An 18,973-nucleotide genomic window follows, 5' to 3' on the forward strand; every position below is an offset into this window, starting at 1 on the left:
ACGGGCTGCGGCCTCAGTGGTCGCGCAGCATCTCGATCAGGTCGTCCTTCTTGGCGTCGCTGTAGCCGCTGAGCCCGAGCTCCTTCGCGCGTCGGCGCAGGTCGTCGACGGTCCAGTCGTCGTACGACCCCGACCGGCCGCCCTTCGCCGCGACCTCCTCCTCGCTGTTGCCCTTCTGGGCCGCTGCGTTGGAGATGCGCGCCGACTTCTCCTTCGAGTTGCCCTCGTCGCGGAGGGCCTCGTACATCTCGGGTTTCTTCAGCTGCGGGGGTGTGTCGTCCTTCGGCATGCCCGAGACCGTACTCCGCGACGGAGGCGCACGACCGGTCCGCAGGACCAGCGCACGCCCCCGGTGCAGGAGGCGACCTAGCGGCCGAACTCCCACTCGACGACCTCGGGCAGGTCCTCGCCGTGCTCGTAGGCCCACGCCCTGGCCTCAGCGCGCTTGGCCTCGAACTCGGCGACGAGGTCGGGGTGCGCGTCGGCGAGGCCGGGCACGCGGTGCAGCACGTCGAGCACCAGCCGGTACCGGTCGATGTCGTTGAGCATCGCCATGTCGAAGGGCGTGGTGGTCGTGCCCTTCTCCTGGAAGCCGCGCACGTGGATGCCGTCGTGGTTCGTGCGGCGGTACGTGAGCCGGTGCACGAGCGTCGGGTAGCCGTGGAAGTCGAAGACCACCGGCGTCGACCTCGTGAAGAGGGCGTCGAAGTCGTCGCTCGCGAGGCCGTGCGAGTGCTCGTCGGCGTCTTGCAGGCGCATCAGGTCGACGACGTTGACGACGCGGGTCACGAGATCGGGGAGGCGCTGGCGGAGGATGTCCGCGGCGGCGACCGTCTCGAGGGTGGGCACGTCGCCCGCGCAGGCCAGCACGACGTCGGGGTCGACGCCGTCGACCGGCGTGCCCTCGGTGCCCGCCCACTCCCAGATGCCCGCGCCGGCGGCGACGTGTGCCTCCGCCTCGGGCAGGGAGAGCCAGGCCGGCGACTCCTGCTTGCCGGCGACGATCACGTTCACCGTGTCCGTGGTGCGCAGCGCGTGGTCGGCGACGGCGAGCAGCGTGTTCGCGTCGGGCGCCAGGTAGATCCGCACGAGGTGCGCCTGCTTGTTGACGACGACGTCGAGGAACCCCGGGTCCTGGTGCGAGAAGCCGTTGTGGTCCTGGCGCCAGACGTGCGACGAGAGCAGGTACGTGAACGACGAGATCGGCTCGCGCCAGGCGATGTCGTCGGCGCTCTCGAGCCACTTCGCGTGCTGGTTGAACATCGAGTCGACGATGTGCACGAACGCCTCGTACGTGTTGAGCAGGCCGTGGCGACCCGTGAGCAGGTAGCCCTCCATCAGGCCCTGCAGCAGGTGCTCGCTCAGCACCTCCATCACGCGGCCGCTGTGGGCGACGTGCTCGTCCTCCTCCTCGATGCGGGCAGCCCACACGCGGTCGGTGACGTCGAAGACCGGGTCGAGGCGGTTCGACACTGTCTCGTCCGGGCCGAAGAGCCGGAACGTCGACGGGTTGTCACGCACGACGTCGGCGAGCCAGCGACCGAGCACCCGGGTCGCCTCCGCCGTCGTGCGGCGGTCGTCGCTGGTCTCGACGGCGTGCGAGCGGTAGTCGGTCAGCGAGAGGGGACGACGCACCAGCCCGCCGTTCGACGCGGGGATCGCGCTCATCCGCTTCTCGCCGCGGGGGCGCAGCTCGTCGAGGAACCCGGCGGGCGCACCGGTCTCGTCGAACAGCTCGTCGGCGCCGTACGAGCGCATCCAGGCGTCGAGCTGCTCGCGGTGCTCGTCGTTCTCACGGACACCGCTCAGCGGCACCTGGTGCGCCCGCCAGGTGCCCTCGACCTTCTTGCCGTCGACCACCTTCGGGCCCGTCCAGCCCTTGGGGGTGCGCAGGACGACCATCGGCCAGCGCGGGCGCTCGGTGCTCTCGCCCGAGCGCGCCTCCTGCTGGATCTGGTCGATGCGGCCGAAGGCCTCGTCGAGCGCCGCGGCCATCTGCGCGTGCACCACCATCGGGTCCTCGCCGTCGAACCCGCCGGACACGACGATCGGCTGGTACCCGTAGCCGCGGAACAGCTCGAGCAGCTCGCCCTCGGGGATGCGGGCGAGGATCGTCGGGTTCGCGATCTTGTAGCCGTTGAGGTTGAGGATCGGCAGCACTGCACCGTCGTGCACGGCGTCGAGCAGCTTGTTCGCGTGCCAGCTCGTCGCGAGGGGCCCGGTCTCGGCCTCGCCGTCGCCGATCACGCAGACGGCCACGAGGTCGGGGTCGTCGAGCACCGCTCCGTAGGCGTGGCTGAGCGAGTAGCCGAGCTCGCCGCCCTCGTTGATCGAGCCCGGCGTCTCGGGGGCCGCGTGCGACGGGATGCCGCCCGGGAACGAGAACTGCCGGAACAGCTCCTGCATGCCGTCGCGGTCGAGCGGCACCTGCGGGAAGAGCTCGGAGTAGGTGTGCTCGAGCCAGGTGTTCGCCACCATGGCCGGTCCGCCGTGCCCCGGGCCGCAGACGTACAGCAGGTCGCGGTCGTCGCGGCGGATCACGCGGTTGAGGTGCGCGTAGACGAGGCTGAGCGCAGGCGACGTGCCCCAGTGGCCGAGCAGGCGGGGCTTGATGTCGTCCCGGGCGATCGGGCGGTCGAGCATCGGGTTGTCACGCAGGTAGATCTGGCCGACCGTCAGGTAGTTGGCCGCACGCCACCAGGCGTCGACGAGCCCGAGGTCGTCCGGCGTGGCCGGGACGGCAGGGGCGGCAGGCGAAGGAGCGGCGGCGTCGGTCATCAGTTCTCCTGGCGGTCGTTCGCGTCGTCGTCGCCGTCGCGTCGGTCGTCCGGCTGGACGCCGAGCTCGGTGCGCATCTCGTCGATGGTGATGGCGGCGTTGACGAGGGCGAGGTGGCTGAGGCCCTGCGGCATGTTGCCGAGGAACTGCCCGTCGTCGGCGCTGATCATCTCGGTGAACAGCCCGACGTCGTTCGACTGCACGACGAGCTCGTCCATCAGGTCGACGGCCTCGTCGATGCGTCCGACGCAGGCCAGGGCGGAGGCCAGCCAGAAGGCGCAGGCGACGAAGGTGCCCTCCTCGGCGTCGACACCGCTGTAGCGGAAGACGAGCGGGCCGGCGCCGAGCTCGGCACGGATGGTGTCGATGGTGCGCGACATCCGTTCGCCGCGGTCGAAGCCGCTCGGGGCGTGCAGCAGCACCGAGGCGTCGAGGGCGTCGCTGTCGGGGTGCATGAGGTACGCGCCGCGCTCTTCCGACCAGCCGTGCTCGTCGATCCACTCGACGATGAGGTCGCGGTTCTTCTTCCAGTGCTCGAGGTCGTCGTCGGTCGGGTGCAGCTGGCCGATCTCGGCCAGGCCGAGAGCGGCGTCGATCGCCTGCCAGCAGCCCATCTTGCTGCTGACGTAGTGCTGCTCGTCGCCGAGCTCCCAGATGCCGCTGTCCTTCTCCTGCCAGCGACGGCAGGCGTCGTCGGCAAAGCCGGTCAGCAGGTCTTGTGTGGAGGCGTCGAGCATGTTGCCGCCGTGGGCGTACTGGCTCATCACCGCGATGATGTCGGCGAAGACGCCGAGCTGCAGCTGGCCGCCTGCCGGGTTGCCGGCGTACACGGGGCCGATGCCCCGCCAGCCCTCGGACTCCGTCTCGCGCGTGCCTCCGGGGACGCTGCCGTCGAGCTCGAGGAAGATGTGCATCTCGTGGCCGTTGGCCTTCAGCGCCGAGAGCAGCCACGAGACGGCCGCGTGCGGCTCCTCGCGCAGCCCGAAGCGCAGCAGCGCGTTCACCGTGTAGGCGAGGTCGCGGACCCACGCGAAGCGGTAGTCCCAGTTCTTCTTGCCGGTGAAGTTCTCGGGCAGGGCGGTGGTCGCCGCGGCCGCGATGGCGCCGGTGGGGCTGTAGATGAGCAGCTTGAGGGCGAGCGCGCTGCGGTGCACGGCGTCGGCCCAGGGGCCGTCCCAGCTGAACTCGGTCGACCAGCCCTCCCAGTTCTCGATGGTGCGGTCGATGCCCTGGTCGACGACGTGAGGGTCGGGCAGGTGCAGGGGCTCGTCCTCGGTGCCGCACAGGCAGATGAGCGACCGCGAGCCCGGCGTCGTCGTGAACGTGCCCCGGAACTCGAGCGGCCCCTCCGCGTCACCGTCGCCCGGCTCCGTCGGGTCGGTGCGGCCGTGCTCGAAGCCGACCAGGGCCAGGTTGATGTCCGCGGCGCGGAGCACGGGGCCGTGCACCGTGTCGACCCGGGTGACGGGATGCGTTCCGAAGGCGTTGCCCGGCACCACGGCCCAGCGCATCTCGACCGAGCCCTCGAGGCCGTCGACGCGACGCGCGAGCTCGCCCCAGGGAAGTCGGCCGGCCACGCCGGTCACGAGCGCGTCGGTGACCTCGACGCTGCCGGCGGAGGTGCGGAACCGGGTGCGCAGCACGTTCGTGCCGGGCACGTACGCGCGCTGGACCTCGAAGTCGTCGTCGACCGGCCGCAGCTCGATGCGGCCCCCGTCGGCGGAGTCGACGATGCCCGAGAAGACCGGGTCGCTCGGCATCGACGGGAACGGCAGCCAGTCGATCTGGCCGTCGCGCGCGATCAGAGCGACGGTGCGGCCGTCGCCGATCGCCCCGTACGAGCGCAGGGCGACGTAGCCGTCCTCCCGGGGGTCGGGCGCCGACCACGCGTCGTCGTGGAAGTCGTCGGTGTCGGCGGGGGCGTTCTTGAGGGTGTCGGTCACCCGTCCTACGGTGCTCTCCCGCGCCTCCTCGTGCTCGCCGCTGCCAGGGGTCTGTGCGGAACGGGGCCGGTCCGTACCCCTGGGGAGGAGGCGGCGGCCAGGCCGGACGCGTAGACGGGACGGATGACCGACACCGGCACGCCCCGTCCCCGCCTGTTCCTCGACGCCCGGGCGACCCTCGGCGAGAGCCCCGTCTGGGACGTCGACGCTCAGGAGCTCGTCTGGACGGACATCACGCCCGGGCTGCTGCACCGCACCTCGGCGGACGGCCTGCGCGACCGGTCCCTGCCGGTCGACCCGCCCCTCCCCAGCTTCCAGCGGCGCCGCGGCGGCGGGCTCGTCGCCGCCCTCGAGGACCAGATCGTGCTCACCGACGACGACGGCGGCTCGCTGCAGGTGCTCGCGGCCGTCGAGCTCGCCAAGGAGGGCATGCGCCTGAACGAGGGCAAGTGCGACCCGTTCGGCGCGTTCGTCGTCGGGGCCCTCGACCCGGACGGCGCTCCCGTCGCCGGCCTGTGGCGGGTCGGGCCCGACGGCGACGTCACGATGCTGCGCGACGACTTCACGACGACCAACGGCTTCGAGTGGAACGACGACGGCTCCGAGATCTACCTCACCGACACCGACCGAGAGACGATCTACCGCGCGTCGTGGGACGCCGACGGCAGGCTCGGCGAGCTCGTCCCCTTCTCGTCGGGCGGGTCGCACGACGGCCTCGCCCGGGACGAGCTCGGCGAGTTCTGGGGCGCCGTCCACGGCGAGAGCGTCGTCGTGCACCTCGACCGCGACGGCGACGTCGTCGAGCGCATCGAGTTCCCCGTGCCGCTGCTCACCGGCATCGGGTTCGGCGGTGCCGACCTGCGGACCCTCTTCGTGCTGTCCGCCCGCGAAGGGCTCGACGACGACCAGCTCGCCGAGCACCCCCTCAGCGGCGGCGTGTTCGCGCTCGACCTCGACCGGGCCGGTCGCGCGCCGTTCCTGTTCGGCCCGCAGGCCTGACGGCCTGAGCACCTGAGCACGGCACTCCCGAGGCCGCCCACGGCGAAGGGCCCCGAGGAGGCGCGGTGCGCGTCCCCGGGGCCCTGCCGTCCGGTCTAGTCCCGGCTCAGATCCGCCCGGCTCAGATCCGCCCGACGAGCCCGTCGCGCGACACGTCCGTGCCCTCGGCCAGGACCGCGCGAGCGGCGTCGCGGGCGTCCTCGACGTTCCAGAGCAGGACGCCGACCACGGCGCCGTCCGACAGGTAGTACGCCACGGCCGACCCGTCGCCCTTGTCGTCGACCACGGTCTCGAGCGACGCGTCGAGCGTGCCGACCGCCTCGTACGAGATGTCGAAGACCTTCGAGTAGTAGTACGGCGTGTGTCCGTAGTGCTCGTCGGCCCCGGCCATCACGCGCCCGACGAACGCGCCCTGCTCCTTGGCGTTGTCGACGTGCTCGACGCGACGGCGGCCGAGGATGCGGTCCGGGTAGGAGGCGACGTCGCCCGCGGCGAAGACGTGCGGGTCCGAGGTGCGCAGCGAGGCGTCGACGACGATGCCGTCCTCGACCTCGAGGCCGGCCGCCTCGGCCAGCTCGGTCGACGGCGTGATGCCGAGGCCGACGGCCACGGCGTCGGCCTCGAGCGACGAGCCGTCGTCGAGTGCGACCTGCAGCCCCGCGTCGGAGGCCGAGCCGCCCTCGACGCGACGTCCCTTCGCGAGGGTGACGCCCGCCTCCTCGAAGGCCGCCTCGAAGCGCGTGGCGATCTCGGCCGGGAACACCGAGCCGCCGAGCACGTCGTCGGGCGTGACGAGCGTCACGCGCGTGTCGTTCTGCACCAGCGCCGCGGCGAGCTCGGTGCCGATGTAGCTGCCGCCGACGACGACGGCCCGACGTCCCTCGCCCGAGAGCTCGCGCAGCCGCCGGTAGTCGGCCGCGGTGCGGAAGTGCACGACGCGGTCGTCCTCGGGCAGGTCGAGCCGGGTCGGCGTGCCGCCGGTCGCCAGCAGGAGGCGCCCCCACGACACGGTGCGCCCGTCGTCCGTCGTCACGGTGCGGGCCTCGCGGTCGACGGCGGTGACCGAGGTGCGCAGGCGGATCTCGGCCCCCGACGCGTCGCGGGTGCCCAGGTCGTTGTCGGTCTCGGTGTAGTCGGGGTCGATCCAGAGCTTCTTCGAGAGCGCGGGGCGCGTGTAGGGCTCGTCGACGTCGTCGCTGAGGATCAGGACGGTCGCCTCCGGGGCCGTCTCGTGGATCGCCCTCGCCGCGGCGTCCGCGGTCATGCCCCCGCCCACGACGACGTGGTCGAAGGAGTCGGGGGCGGTGTCGGTGGTGGGGCTGCTCGTGTCCGTCATGGTGGTGCCTCCAGGTCGTGGGAAGGGCACCGCACCGGAGGTCGCGTAGGGGATCTCCGGGGCGGTGCCCAGTCGGTGGTGCCCGCAGGGGCGGGCGGCAGGTCGCTAGTTGGCGACGGCTCCGACGCGGTCCTGGCCCTCGGCCATGGCGTCCTCGTCGCGTCCGCGCGTGTCCGCCGACGCGGCGTCCTGCTCGGGGTGGCGGTTCTCGGCGCCGGTCATCCAGGCGAGCTGCTCGAGGCGCTCGAGGATGCTGTGCAGCACGTCGGCCGTCGTCGGGTCCTCGTCGTCGACGTCGTCGTGCACGGTGCGCATGGTGTCGACGACGGCGTACATCCGGTCGACGATCAGGTCGACGACCGAGGTGGTCTCGACCGGGCCGGCGGGGAACTGCACGAGGCTGGTCTCGTTGGCGACCGTGTTCGAACGGCCGTCGGGCACGAGGTAGACGGCGCGCATGCGCTCGGCGACCTCGTCGCTGAACTCACGGGCTGCGTCGACGATCTCGTCGAGCTGCAGGTGCAGGTCGCGGAAGTTGCTGCCGAGCAGGTTCCAGTGCGCCTGCTTGCCCTGGATGTGGAGCTCGATGAGGTCGACGAGGACCTTCTGCATGGACTCGCGCAGGGCGGGGGATCCTTGGAACACGGGGACTCCTTCAGTCGTGGGGGCGTGCGGCCGTCAAGCCGCTGCGTCGCACCGGTCAGGGTGCGTCGTGGACGGTAGTCCCGTCCCGCCGGGCAGTGGTCCAGCTTCCGGGGGACACCCAGGTGAGGAGGCGCGGATCGGCCTCCGCGAGCTGTGCCTGCCGATCTCGTCTCGAAACCGGTGGCGTGGTATCTTCTCGATCGGCGACCGACCGGTCGCCGATCGACGGGCACCGGCGCCCGTCCGGCTCTGAGGGGGGCACATGAGCGAGGGATCGCAGGGCTTCGAGTCCGTCGAGGTGACGCGGCTGCGTCGCGAGATCGAGAGCGCCTGGGGCGCGTTCGACGACATCGACCAGATGGCGTGGGACCACCGCGTCCTCGTCGTCCGCTACGTGATCGGCGCGCTGCCCGACGCGGCCAACGCCGCAGCCCGTGCCGGCCACGCCGGCCTGGCGATCCGCCTCCTCGACGACGCGGCCCAGTTCCCGCCGCCGTGGGCGTCGATCTGCACCGGCTGGGTGCGCGCGCTCGCCGCGTCCCGTGCCGCCGTCGAGTTCCGGGACGCCCCCGTCTGGGTCGACGACGAGCCCGCCGGCACGCCCCGGGCGCACAGCGTCGCCTGAGCACCTCGGCCTAGCGTCGGGGCCATGACCTCCGCACCGTCCCGGGGCCGTGGCCGCCGTCGCGTCGGCCTGGTCCGCTTCGCCGCGACCGTGGTGACCGACTACGCCTTCGTCTGGCGCGTGCACCTCGTGCCGCGGTCGGGCCGTGTCGTCCCTGCACGGTGGCGACACGGCGACCGCGCCCCCGTGCTGCTGCTGCCCGGCGTCTACGAGACCTGGCGGCACCTCCGGGTCATCGGCGAGCGCCTCTCCGACCTCGGGCACCCGGTCGTCGTCGTGCCCGGCATGCGCCACAACCGGCAGCCGATCCCGGCGACCGCGGAGGCCGCGCAGCGGATCCTCGACGCGCACGACCTGCGCGGGGTCGTCGTCGTCGCCCACAGCAAGGGCGGCCTGGTCGGCAAGTCGATGATGGTCGGCACCGACGTCGACCGTCGCATCGACAGGATGGTGGCGATCAACAGCCCGTTCTCGGGCACGCGCTGGTCGCGCGTGCTGCCGAACCCGGCGCTCCGGGCCTTCTCGCCCAGCGACGCCGCGCTGCTGCAGCTCGCCGAGCAGCGCGAGGCGAACGGGCGTGTCACCTCGATGGCATCGCGCTTCGACGCGCACGTCACCGAGGGCAGCGTCCTGCCGGGGGCGGTCAACGTGACGTTCCCCGTCGACGGGCACTTCCGGCCGCTGGGGAACCCGCGGTGCGTCGACATGGTCGTGGCCGCGGTCGAGGGCGGCGACCTCGGCGAGGTCGGCGCCGACGGCGACGCCCTCAGCGCCGGGGGCTCAGTGCCCTGACCGTCTCGCGCGGCCGCTCGACGTGGGCGAAGTGCCCGCAGCCGACCAGCACAGTCGTCCGCGCCTGCGGCAGCAGGTCCCGCAGCCGCACGAGGTCGTCCGGCTGCGCGAACGCGTCCTCCGCCCCGGCGACGACCGCGACCGGGCAGGTGATCCTCGCCCAGGTGCCGGTGTCGTAGCCCACGCCCGACTTGACCGCGGCGACGAAGGCCCGCGGCCGGATCTCGGCCACGAACGCCTCGAGCACGGAGCGGGGCACCCGGCGCACGTGCCGGAACACGGGAGCGGAGAGGGCGCGCAGCAGCCCGACCCTGGCGGCGCCGGCGAGCAGGGGGCCGGAGGCGCGGGGCAGCACCCGGAACACCACCCGCAGCAGCACGAGGGCCGGCACCGTCCGCAGCCCGCGCCACGGCCGCGACGCGGCCTCGAGCGCGGAGAACGTCGTCGGGGAGACGAGCCCCAGCCACCGCACGCGACCGGGCGTCTGCGCGGCGACGTGCAGCGCGACCAGGGCGCCGAGCGAGTGGCCGACGAGGTCGAAGCGGTCGAGCCCGCAGGAGTCGGCCACGGCGTGGACGACCCGGGACGCCGCGTGCACGTCGAGAGCGACGGCGGGCGCCGGGCTGGCTCCCCAGCCCGGCAGGTCGATCAGCACGAGCGGTCCGGCGAGGGCCGCCGGGGCGTCCGCGCCGGCCTCGCGCACGGCCCGGCGGAGCGGCAGCCACGTCGTCCACGAGCCGGCCGCCCCGTGCAGCATCACCGTCGCCGAGGCGCGGGCCGCGTCGCCCGCCGGGCCCGCGTCGCCCAGCACGGCCGACCGGTGCAGCACGACCCGGCCGTCGGCGGTGTCGACGACGTCCTCGACCAGGTCGCGCGCCTCCTCGGGGTCGAGCCCGAAGGGCGCGTAGGAGTCGCCGGGGGCCGCGCTGACGTCGCCGGTCACTCGTCGATGATCTCTTCGCGCACCCGGCGGATGTCCTCGAGCAGCGAGCCGATCAGCACCCAGTGGTCCGGGTCGGGCCGGAGCACCCGCACCGGCGCCGTGAGGGCCGGGGCCTCGGGCCAGGCGTCGTGGCTCGTGTCGGCCTCGCCGCCGTCGAGCGGCGGGCGGTCGCCGCCGAACGGGGGCTGACCGTGCAGCCGGCGCTCGTCCGGCGACGGCCCCGAGGAGGCGGGTGCCGAGCCGGCCTCGGCCTGCCGTCCCCGGAGGCGCAGGTCGTGCGCCGCCCGGTGCAGCTCCTCGGCGATCTGCCCCACGGCCGGGTCGTCCACGAGCTCGACGTCGTAGTTGTCGTGCACGGAGCGGGTCATCCCGACGGCGCGGTGGACGAGCGCCGTCAGCCGGACGAGCAGCGCCGCGTCCGCCTCGAGCACGGTCCGCTGACGGCTCGCGCGCGGGTTGAGCATGAGGCTCTCCTCGCCCGCGGCGACGGCCGCGGCGGCCTTCGCCTGGAGGTCGCGCAGGCCTCGCGCCTGCACGAGCACGGCGCCGAGGCGCTCGCGGTCGCTCGGCGTCGAGAGCACGGCGCCGAGCTCGTCCAGCACCGCCGCCAGGTCGCGGGTGAGGCGTCCGACGGCCAGGTGGGCGGGCGCGAGCAGAACCGGGGGGACCACGAGCGCGTTGATCGCCAGGGCCACCACGGCGCCGATGACGGTCTCGAGCACCCGGTCGAGCGCGTAGTCGGGGGTCTGCGCCCCGATCGCGAGCACGAGCATCGCCGAGATCGGCACCTGGTTCGCGCTGCTCGGCGTGAGGCGGAGCGCCCACGAGACGAGCAGACTGACGACGACGATGCTGAGCACGATCCACGTGGAGGCGCCGAACAGCTGGCCTGCCGCGAACGCGATGAGCACGCCCGCGACCACGCCGACGCTCCGCTCGAGCCCGCGCACGAGCGACTGGTTGACGCTCGGCAGGACGACGAGCAGCGCGGCGATCGCGGCGAAGATCGGCAGGGGCTGCTGCAGCAGCGCGACCGACGCGAACCACGCGACGACGACCGCGGCGGACGTCTTGGCGACCTGGAGCAGAGGGGTGCGCCGCGTCTGACGGATGCGCGAGACGAGGTGCACGCTCCCGAGGATACCGTCGCGCCCGCATCACGATCGGGTAACCGTGCCGCCCCGTCGGCCCTCGGCGGCCGCCTCCGACGGGTTTACTGAACGCGTGTGGCCGAACTCAGCAGAGGTGCTCCCCGCGGCCTTCGCCGGCTCGGGGCTCACCGTCGTCGCCTTCCGGCCCCACTCGGTCGAGCCGTCCGGGCACGGGTTCCTCTACGGCTACGAGGTCGACACGGTCGACGAGGCGGGCGCCTCCGACACGGTCCTGACCTTCATCGACACGGACGTGTCGACCGCTGACGCGACGAGCGTCCTCACCACCGACCCGTCGACGGGGCAGCAGCTCGCCGTCTGGGCGTACCCGGCCGACCCTCTCCTCCCCGCCCTCGCCGGCGTCACCTACCCCGACCGCGTCACGGAGTCGCTGGCCGCGCTCGGCATCGTGGTCGCCTCGCCGACCTTGAGCGTCGCCGCGTACCGGCCGGGCAAGAGGGCGGTCATCCGGCTGGACTCCGCCGAGACGACCGTGTTCCTCAAGGTGATCCGACCCGACCGCGTCGCGCCGATCGTCGCCCAGCACGAGGCGTTCCGTGCGCAGGGCCTGCCGGTGCCCCGCGTGCTCGCGTCGCGCCCCGACGGACTGCTCGTGCTCGAGCGCGTCCCCGGCGTGCCGGCGGGGCAGCGGGTCGCCGACCTCGCGGACGAGCCGCGCTTCGTGCGGCAGATCGTCGACCTCGGCCGGCTCGTCGCCGGCGTGCACATCACGAACCGGGCCCAGTCGGACGCCCTCGACCACGCGGACTGGCACCGCGGCACCCTGTCGACGGCCCTGCCGCAGCGCGCGCCCGAGATCCACGCCCTGTACGGCGAGATCGAGCGTCGACGGTCGTCCTGGACGGGCGACGCGCTCGCCGTCATCCACGGCGACCTCCACCTCGAGCAGCTCTTCGTCGACCCGGAGCGGCCGTGGCACGTCACCGGCCTGCTCGACATCGACACCGCCGGGCTCGGCCACCCCGCCCGCGACGCCGCGGCCCTGGTCGCCCACCTCGTCGTCACGGGTCAGTGGCACCGCGGCAACGGCGACGAGGCCGAGGCCCGCGCGTGCGAGCGGCTCGCGGACGAGCTCTCCCGCACCTGGGCACGTGCGGTGCCGGAGCTCGCCGACCGCCTCGCCCCGGCGGTCGCAGCCCAGCTGCTGGCTCATGCGGGGGGCCAGGCGACGCTCGGCACGGACACCGGGCGGCGCAAGGCGGAGCAGCTGGTCGGCGCCGCGGCCGGGGCCCTCGGCGGCTGGCCGGCCCCCGCCGCCCGCGACACGGCGGCGCCCGGTGGCGTCGCGGGTGCGTGAGCGCGTAAAGTGGGGCTCAGCACCGTCCGTGTCGTCGTCCGACACGGTGGGTCCGACACGACCGGCGGCGGCTCGTCCGCCTCGTAGGTCCGTGTCGGCCAGGTCCGTGTCGGCCAGGTCTGCACGGGCCCGGTGACGTGTCGCCGGCACCGCGCCTCCTCCGCACCTCGCGTCTGAGGCTGGTTCCGTCCGTCCGTGCCTTCCCGCCGTCCGACCCGAAGTCGTCCGGTCGTGTCTCGTTCCGCCCAGGTGCCCGCACCGCGGCGGGCCGTCGCGTCGGGGCAGGCGAGGGCCGGGGCAGACGAGAGCCGGGGCCGGCCCCCGGGCCGGAGCGCCGCACCGCAGCACCACCCGTCGTCGCTCGACGACACAGCACGTCGACCGTCGCGTCGACCACGAGGAGGAGCCTTGGCTCGACCAGGCCAGCGTCAGCAGGGCGGCACCCGCACCGCCCCCCAGAAGCACCGCCGCCGCGAGGTGGACAACGACGGGCTCATCCCCGTCCTCGCCCGGGCCGTGCGCGAGGTGGAGGCCGCCGCCCAGCGCGGGCAGGTCAAGCCCTCCAGTCGCACCAAGTTCCAGGTCATCGCGCTCCTCATGCGCGAGGAGCGAGCCCGCGTCAAGGTCGACAAGGCGATCAGCGACTCCGAGCGCGCCGAGCAGATGAAGCGCCTCGACGGCGTCGCGCAGATCCTCGCGAAGACCGCCGCCCGCGACACGTCGCTCATCGCCCTGCTCGGCGAGGACGCGGTCGTGTCCGAGAGCGCCAAGGCCCTCAAGCGCGACATGCAGATGTCCGCCGGCATGGAGCTCGCGCCCGAGGAGCAGGTCGTCGTGCGCGAGGCCGCGCCCGTCGCGCCCGTCTCCGAGCGCCAGGTCGTGCCGCAGTCGGTCGTCTCGCGCCAGCTCGCCAACCCGTTCCTGCCGCCGGACTTCTCGCTCGCCGAGGTCACCCGCGAGGTGCACCCGGTGCGCCTCGCCAACTGGGAGCTCTTCGGCCCGCTCTTCAAGTCGTTCGAGTACGGCGCCGGCGGCGGGTCCGCGTGCATGCCGCTCCCCGAGCCGACCACCGTCGACGCCCCGGCCGGCGCGACGCTCATGCACCACCAGGCGCAGCTCGTCGAGTCCGCCCGCCAGGGCCACCGCACCTACCTGCTCGCCGACGAGCCCGGCCTCGGCAAGACGGCCCAGTCGCTGCTCGCCGCGCAGGCGGCCGGCGCGTACCCGCTGCTCGTCGTCGTGCCCAACGTCGTCAAGACCAACTGGGCCCGCGAGGTCCAGCTCTGGACGCCGACCCGCACGGCCACGGTGATCCACGGCGACGGCGACACCCTCGACGCCTTCGCCGACGTGGTGATCGTCAACTACGAGGTGCTCGACCGCCACGTCGGCTGGCTCGGCGACCTCGGCTTCAAGGGCATGATCGTCGACGAGGCGCACTTCATCAAGAACAAGGAGTCTCAGCGCTCGCGGCACGTGCTGCAGCTGTCGGAGCGCATCCGCTCGCGCACGGCGCACCCCCTGCTGATGGCGCTCACCGGCACGCCGCTGATCAACGACATCGAAGATTTCCGTGCGATCTGGGAGTTCCTCGGCTGGATCGGCGACAAGAAGCCCGCCGCCGAGCTCATGGAGCAGCTCGAGGAGGCGGGCCTCACGCCGGCCGATCCCGGCTTCTTCTCGTCCGCCCGCGAGATCGTCATCGACCTCGGCATCGTCCGACGCCGCAAGGTCGACGTCGCCGCGGACATCCCGGCCCGCCGCATCGCCGACCTCCCCGTCGAGCTCGACGACGAGGCCGGCCGCTCGATCCGCGAGGCCGAGCGCGAGCTGGCCCGCCGTCTCGTCTCCCGGTACCGGTCCGCGCTCGCGGCCCGCACCTCCGGCGTCCGGGTCGAGGGGATCGACCACGACCTGGTGCGCCAGGTCGCGAAGTGGGAGCTCGAGGACACGACCACCGCGAAGAACGGCGAGAACGTCTTCAGCATGGTGCGCCGCATCGGCCAGGCCAAGGCCGGGCTCGCCGCGGACTACACCGCGCAGCTCGCCCGCAACGTCGGCAAGGTCGTCTTCTTCGCCAAGCACATCGACGTGATGGACGTCGCCGAGCAGACCTTCGCGAAGCGCGGCATCAAGTACTCGTCGATCCGCGGCGACCAGACGCCGGCCGTGCGCCAGCGCCAGATCGACGCGTTCGTGGAGGACCCCGAGGTCGAGGTCGTCGTCTGCTCGCTCACGGCGGCCGGCGTCGGGCTCAACCTGCAGGTCGCGTCGAACGTCGTGCTCGCCGAGCTGTCGTGGACGGACGCCGAGCAGACGCAGGCCATCGACCGCGTGCACCGCATCGGCCAGGAAGAACCCGTCACCGCCTGGCGCATCATCGCCGCCCAGACGATCGACACGAAGATCGCCGAGCTGATCGACAGCAAGGCGGGCCTCGCGGCGCGCGCCCTCGACGGCGACGACAGCGAGGTGGTCGACTCGACCGACATCCAGCTCAGCGCGCTCGTCGCCCTCCTCACGGAGGCCCTCGCCGAGTAGCAGCGCGCGGCCCCTGCCGGGCTGCCGTCTCGACACTGCACCGGGTTTCGTGCACTGCACCGCGTCTAGTCCCGGTGCAGTGTACGAAACCCGGTGCGTTGTCGATGAAGGCCCGCGCGAGCTAGCGCGGCCGCCACTTCCGCGGGGCGGTAGAGGTCGCGCCACACGGTCCGGACGACGCCGCGTACCTCGGGCAGGGCGCGCAGCCGGTCCTCGCGCAGCTTCTCGCGCACGACGACGTCCTCGACGCTGAGACCGCCTCGGTACTCGGCAGCGCGGTACTTCTTCAGGCCGTCGAACTCGTCCAGCAGCCCGACGTCGTCCCACCAGAAGTCGCCGTAGCCGATCAGGCCCACCTCGTCGCGGAAGGGCCGCTGGAGCTGCGGAGGAGGGAAGTCCAGCCCGTCGAGAGCCACGCGGAGCACGGACTCGCCTGCCGACTCGGCCAGGGGAGACGCGAAGGCGCCGACCCACACGACCCGCGAGGTGCCTCGCCGCCGGTCACGTCGGTCCAGGGCCGCCCAGTACTCGTCGAGGGTACAGAGCCGGGCCCGCAGGCAGTGATCGAGAACGGCCACTGCCTGACTGCGGGAGGCGGTGAGAGCGATGTCGACAGCCGTCCGAGCCGGCGTCGTCAGCGGCATGTGCTCGACTGTCGCGACGTCGACGTCCGCGAGGGCCGCCGCGTGCTTGGTCATGTGATCGCCGGTGTGCGTGCGGCCGCGGTCGGGATCCGTGATGCTCGTCGTCGACGGGGGGACGCCCACGAGAGGCATGCCCCACATCGCGGCTGCGGCGACGTGCGAGACGACGGCGGTCCGCCCGAGGCGATCCAGCGTCGCGACGGCACGGAGGACCACGCGGTCTTCGGGGCTGAGCGGCGCCCAGTCCGCCGCGCGGACGTAGCGGCCGGGCGCGACGCGGACGAGCTCGCCGCGGGCGTGCGCCCGACGCTCGGCGGGGTCGTCGTGACGGGACCGGATCAGCAGGCCGGAGGCGCGGGAGGGGAGCACGCGGCCAGCGTGGCGTCCTCGGGTCGGGGCCCGCGCCTCCTCGCGTCGGTCCTGTGGACGATGAGCGAGTGCGGGGCGACGGGGGAGGGACGCCTCCCAGGAGGCGGGAGTTGGGTCGGGTGACCACCACACGCACGCACCCGAAGGAGCACACCATGCCCGAGATCCAGGGCTACGCCCACGTCGCCATCACCGTGTCCGACCTCGACGCGAGCCTCGCGTTCTACGAGTCGCTGCTCGGCGCGCCGCCCGTCGGGCAGATCGTGCTGGACGGTCTCGACCGTCGCCTCTTCTCGGTCGGCAACGGCCAGATCCTCGGCGTGACCGCCTACACCGAGGGCAAGGCGGTTCCCTTCGACCCGACCGTGCCCGGCCTCGACCACATCGGCTTCGCCGTGGCCGACCGCGAGGCCGTCGTCGCTTGGCAGGAGCACGCTGCGTCGGTCGGCATCGAGTCCGACCTCGAGGACCCCGACTTCGGCACCACCTTGATGGTCAAGGACCCCGACGGCAACCAGATCGAGTTCTTCGCGGCCGCACCGCAGAGTTGACGCGACCTGGCGCACGCGAACGCCCCGCGCCTCCCGAGGGAGGATCGGGGCGTTCTCGCGTCGCGGGCGCCGGCGAGCGCCGACGGGCGTCAGTCGAGCGCTAGAGCCCGAGCTTCGCCTTCACGTCGGCGAGCGACGGGTTCGTCGCGGTCGAGCCGTCGGGGAAGATCACGGTCGGCACCGTCTGGTTGCCGCCGTTGACGCTCTCGACGATCTCGGCGGTGCCCGCGACCTCCTCGATGTTGACCTCGGTGAAGCCGATGCCCTGCTTGCCGAGCTGCTGCTTCAGGCGGGCGCAGTAGCCGCACCACGACGTGCTGAACATCGTGATGGAGCCGGCTTCGGGGACGTAGGAGGTGGCGGTGTCGGTCATGGGCACAGGCTATGCCCGGTCGGCGGTGAGGGACGGGGGAGTTGGCTGAGAGACACGACAGCAGGAGGCGCCGGCCCGTCGACCAGGCCCGCCCACCGCCTCCTGCGTCCCCACACCATCACGCACCACACCATCACGCACCGCACCAGGAGGACCCCGTGGCAGACACCGTCGCCGACCAGATCATCGCCCAGCTCGTCGCAGCCGGGGTCCGGCGCATCTACGGGATCGTCGGCGACAGCCTGAACCCGATCGTCGACGCGGTCCGCCGCACCGGCGGCTCGGCGAAGGGCGGCATCGACTGGATCCACGTGCGCAACGAGGAGGCGGCGGCCTTCATGGCGTCCGGCGACGCGCAGATGAGCGGCGAACTCGCCGTCTGCGCCGGCTCCTGCGGCCCCGGCAACCTGCACCTCATCAACGGCCTCTACGACGCCCACCGCAGCCGTGCGAAGGTGCTCGCGATCGCGAGCCACATCCCCAGCGCGATGATCGGCACCGACTACTTCCAGGAGACGCACCCCGACCGGCTCTTCGTCGAGTGCTCGGGCTACTCCGAGATGATCTCGACGGCCGTCCAGTCGCCGTCGGTCGTCGCCTCCGCCATCCGGCACGCGGTGGCCGGGCACGGCGTCAGCGTCGTGACGCTGCCCGGCGACATCGCCGAGCTGGAGGCGCAGGGCGCGACCCCGCCCCACCTGACGACCCGCGCCCCCGAGCTCGTCCCCGCGCAGGAGGACGTGCAGGCCCTCGCCGACGCGATCAACGCGGCCGGCACCGTCGCGTTCTTCGTCGGCGAGGGAGGCCGGGGCGCCCACGACGAGATCATCGAGCTGGCCGGCGTGGTGGGGGCGCCGATCGGCCACAGCCTGCGCGGCAAGGACGTCATCCAGCACGACAACCCCTACGACGTCGGCATGACGGGCCTGCTCGGCTACGGCGCCGCGCACGCGGGCATCCACGACGCCGACCTGCTCGTGCTGCTCGGCACCGACTTCCCCTACCCGCAGTTCCTGCCCGACGGCGACCAGGTGACGATCGCCCAGGTCGACGTCGAGGCCGCCGTGATCGGTCGTCGCGCGACGGTGCACGTGCCGGTGCACGGCGCCGTGCTGCCGACCCTGCGCATGCTGCAGCCGTTGGTGAAGCCGAAGAAGAGCCGACGGTTCCTCGACAAGACGCTCAAGAAGCACGAGAAGCTGATGGGCAGCGTCGTCGGCGCGTACACGAAGAGGGCCGAGAAGCTCGTCCCGATCCACCCGGAGCACGCGGCGTCGATCCTCGACGAGATCGCCGCCGACGACGCGATCTTCACTGCCGACACCGGCATGGCGAACGTCTGGGCCGCCCGGTACATCACACCGACGGCCGGCCGTCGCGTCTTCGGCTCGTACCTGCACGGCTCGATGGCGAACGCCCTGCCGCACGCGCTCGGAGCGCAGCTCGCGTTCCCCGGCCGCCAGGTCGTCTCGATGTCGGGCGACGGCGGGCTCTCGATGCTGATGGGCGAGCTGATCACCGCGAAGATGTACGAGATCCCCGTGAAGATCGTCGTCTTCAACAACTCGACCCTCGGCCTGGTCAAGCTCGAGATGCTCGTCGACGGCTACCCGGACTTCGGCGTCGACGTGCCCTACGTCGACTACGCCGCGGTCGCCCGCTCGATCGGCATCCACGCGGTGCACGTCGACCAGCCGGGCGACCTCCGCGACGGCTTCGAGGCCGTGTTCGAGCACGACGGGCCGGCGCTGATCGACATCGCGACCGACCCGCAGGCGCTCTCGCTGCCTCCCGCGATCACGGGGGCCCAGGTGAAGGGCTTCTCGCTGGCGATGTCCAAGATCGTCATGAACGGAGGCGCGGGCGAGGTCGTCTCCATGGCGCGCTCGAACCTGCGCAACGTGCCGCGGCCCTAGGGCCCGGCACGGCAGCACGAAGGAGGCGCGGCACCGGTCCCCAGGACCG

16 protein-coding genes are annotated in these 18,973 nt (G+C 72.8%); 7 read left to right on the forward strand and 9 right to left on the reverse strand.

The genetic code is table 11. The features are described 5' to 3' along the window. Nucleotides 1-13: 13 nt before the first annotated feature. From IFT90_RS05530 to IFT90_RS05540, 3 genes are all read right to left on the reverse strand, one after another. The gene (locus tag IFT90_RS05530) at nt 14-289 is read right to left on the reverse strand and encodes a Rho termination factor N-terminal domain-containing protein (RefSeq protein ID WP_192041277.1); all 276 of its coding nucleotides are present in this window, start codon (nt 287-289) and stop codon (nt 14-16) included. A gap of 77 nt (nt 290-366) precedes the next feature. After that, nucleotides 367-2,778, reverse strand: a complete 2,412-nt coding sequence (locus tag IFT90_RS05535; protein WP_192041278.1) for a phosphoketolase — start codon at nt 2,776-2,778, stop codon at nt 367-369. Beyond that, the gene (locus tag IFT90_RS05540; protein WP_192041279.1) at nt 2,778-4,721 is read right to left on the reverse strand and encodes a glycoside hydrolase family 15 protein; all 1,944 of its coding nucleotides are present in this window, start codon (nt 4,719-4,721) and stop codon (nt 2,778-2,780) included. Before IFT90_RS05540 ends, IFT90_RS05535 begins: the two co-directional genes overlap by 1 nt. Before the next feature lie 123 nt (nt 4,722-4,844). Between IFT90_RS05540 and IFT90_RS05545 the strand changes: the two genes are divergently transcribed. Further along, nucleotides 4,845-5,720 carry an SMP-30/gluconolactonase/LRE family protein gene (locus IFT90_RS05545; RefSeq protein ID WP_192041280.1) on the forward strand — a complete coding sequence of 292 codons (876 nt, stop codon included), beginning with the start codon at nt 4,845-4,847 and terminating at the stop codon, nt 5,718-5,720. Between the two features lie 121 nt (nt 5,721-5,841). Here the strand turns inward: IFT90_RS05545 and IFT90_RS05550 are convergent, their stop codons facing one another. Together IFT90_RS05550 and IFT90_RS05555 are read right to left on the reverse strand one after the other, a co-directional pair. Beyond that, a complete protein-coding gene (locus IFT90_RS05550; protein ID WP_192041281.1) occupies nt 5,842-7,056 on the reverse strand; it encodes an NAD(P)/FAD-dependent oxidoreductase in 1,215 nt (404 codons plus the stop codon). Nucleotides 7,057-7,161: 105 nt separating this feature from the next. Then, entirely contained in the window at nt 7,162-7,668 is a 507-nt protein-coding gene (locus tag IFT90_RS05555) for a Dps family protein (RefSeq protein ID WP_192041463.1), read from the reverse strand. Nucleotides 7,669-7,963: 295 nt separating this feature from the next. Between IFT90_RS05555 and IFT90_RS05560 the strand changes: the two genes are divergently transcribed. Both IFT90_RS05560 and IFT90_RS05565 read left to right on the forward strand, forming a co-directional pair. Then, entirely contained in the window at nt 7,964-8,326 is a 363-nt protein-coding gene (locus tag IFT90_RS05560; protein WP_192041282.1) for a hypothetical protein, read from the forward strand. A 24-nt stretch (nt 8,327-8,350) separates the two neighbouring features. Next, nucleotides 8,351-9,118 (forward strand): triacylglycerol lipase, encoded by a 768-nt coding sequence (locus IFT90_RS05565; protein ID WP_192041283.1) that lies wholly within the window; start codon nt 8,351-8,353, stop codon nt 9,116-9,118. On the opposite strand, the gene IFT90_RS05570 is transcribed toward IFT90_RS05565, so the two are convergent. Further along, on the reverse strand, nt 9,093-10,061 hold the full coding sequence (locus tag IFT90_RS05570; RefSeq protein WP_192041284.1) for an alpha/beta fold hydrolase: 969 nt from the start codon (nt 10,059-10,061) through the stop codon (nt 9,093-9,095). The two genes, IFT90_RS05565 and IFT90_RS05570, sit on opposite strands and share 26 nt — an antisense overlap. Next, nucleotides 10,058-11,191, reverse strand: coding sequence for an FUSC family protein (locus IFT90_RS05575; RefSeq protein WP_192041285.1), 1,134 nt, complete (start codon nt 11,189-11,191; stop codon nt 10,058-10,060). The genes IFT90_RS05570 and IFT90_RS05575 overlap by 4 nt, the downstream gene beginning before the upstream one ends. A 94-nt stretch (nt 11,192-11,285) precedes the next feature. On the opposite strand from IFT90_RS05575, the gene IFT90_RS05580 reads away from it, so the two are divergent. Together IFT90_RS05580 and IFT90_RS05585 are read left to right on the forward strand one after the other, a co-directional pair. Further along, entirely contained in the window at nt 11,286-12,530 is a 1,245-nt protein-coding gene (locus tag IFT90_RS05580; RefSeq protein WP_192041286.1) for an aminoglycoside phosphotransferase family protein, read from the forward strand. Between the two features lie 408 nt (nt 12,531-12,938). Next, nucleotides 12,939-15,071 carry a DEAD/DEAH box helicase gene (locus IFT90_RS05585; protein ID WP_192041287.1) on the forward strand — a complete coding sequence of 711 codons (2,133 nt, stop codon included), beginning with the start codon at nt 12,939-12,941 and terminating at the stop codon, nt 15,069-15,071. A 65-nt stretch (nt 15,072-15,136) separates the two neighbouring features. Here IFT90_RS05585 and IFT90_RS05590 read toward each other — a convergent pair whose 3' ends face one another. Then, complete coding sequence (locus tag IFT90_RS05590) at nt 15,137-16,084, reverse strand: hypothetical protein (protein WP_192041288.1); 948 nt, start codon at nt 16,082-16,084, stop codon at nt 15,137-15,139. A 155-nt stretch (nt 16,085-16,239) separates the two neighbouring features. On the opposite strand from IFT90_RS05590, the gene IFT90_RS05595 reads away from it, so the two are divergent. Then, nucleotides 16,240-16,635, forward strand: a complete 396-nt coding sequence (locus IFT90_RS05595) for a VOC family protein (protein ID WP_192041289.1) — start codon at nt 16,240-16,242, stop codon at nt 16,633-16,635. Nucleotides 16,636-16,735: 100 nt separating this feature from the next. Here IFT90_RS05595 and IFT90_RS05600 read toward each other — a convergent pair whose 3' ends face one another. Beyond that, entirely contained in the window at nt 16,736-17,008 is a 273-nt protein-coding gene (locus tag IFT90_RS05600; protein ID WP_123548654.1) for a mycoredoxin, read from the reverse strand. Nucleotides 17,009-17,166: 158 nt separating this feature from the next. Here IFT90_RS05600 and IFT90_RS05605 point away from each other — a divergent pair, with 158 nt between their 5' ends. Then, complete coding sequence (locus IFT90_RS05605) at nt 17,167-18,924, forward strand: pyruvate dehydrogenase (protein WP_192041290.1); 1,758 nt, start codon at nt 17,167-17,169, stop codon at nt 18,922-18,924. Nucleotides 18,925-18,973: the final 49 nt, after the last annotated feature.

It is taken from the genome of Frigoribacterium sp. CFBP 8766 (assembly GCF_014841435.1).
GTDB lineage: Bacteria > Actinomycetota > Actinomycetes > Actinomycetales > Microbacteriaceae > Frigoribacterium.

Bases quoted from the DNA above. Each gene is read 5' to 3' on its own strand.
- IFT90_RS05530 (WP_192041277.1), bottom strand. From the start codon at position 289: ATGCCGAAGGACGACACACCCCCGCAGCTGAAGAAACCCGAGATGTAC.
- IFT90_RS05535 (WP_192041278.1), bottom strand. From the start codon at position 2,778: ATGACCGACGCCGCCGCTCCTTCGCCTGCCGCCCCTGCCGTCCCGGCC.
- IFT90_RS05545 (WP_192041280.1), top strand. From the start codon at position 4,845: ATGACCGACACCGGCACGCCCCGTCCCCGCCTGTTCCTCGACGCCCGG.
- IFT90_RS05550 (WP_192041281.1), bottom strand. From the start codon at position 7,056: ATGACGGACACGAGCAGCCCCACCACCGACACCGCCCCCGACTCCTTC.
- IFT90_RS05555 (WP_192041463.1), bottom strand. From the start codon at position 7,668: ATGCAGAAGGTCCTCGTCGACCTCATCGAGCTCCACATCCAGGGCAAG.
- IFT90_RS05560 (WP_192041282.1), top strand. From the start codon at position 7,964: ATGAGCGAGGGATCGCAGGGCTTCGAGTCCGTCGAGGTGACGCGGCTG.
- IFT90_RS05565 (WP_192041283.1), top strand. From the start codon at position 8,351: ATGACCTCCGCACCGTCCCGGGGCCGTGGCCGCCGTCGCGTCGGCCTG.
- IFT90_RS05595 (WP_192041289.1), top strand. From the start codon at position 16,240: ATGCCCGAGATCCAGGGCTACGCCCACGTCGCCATCACCGTGTCCGAC.
- IFT90_RS05600 (WP_123548654.1), bottom strand. From the start codon at position 17,008: ATGACCGACACCGCCACCTCCTACGTCCCCGAAGCCGGCTCCATCACG.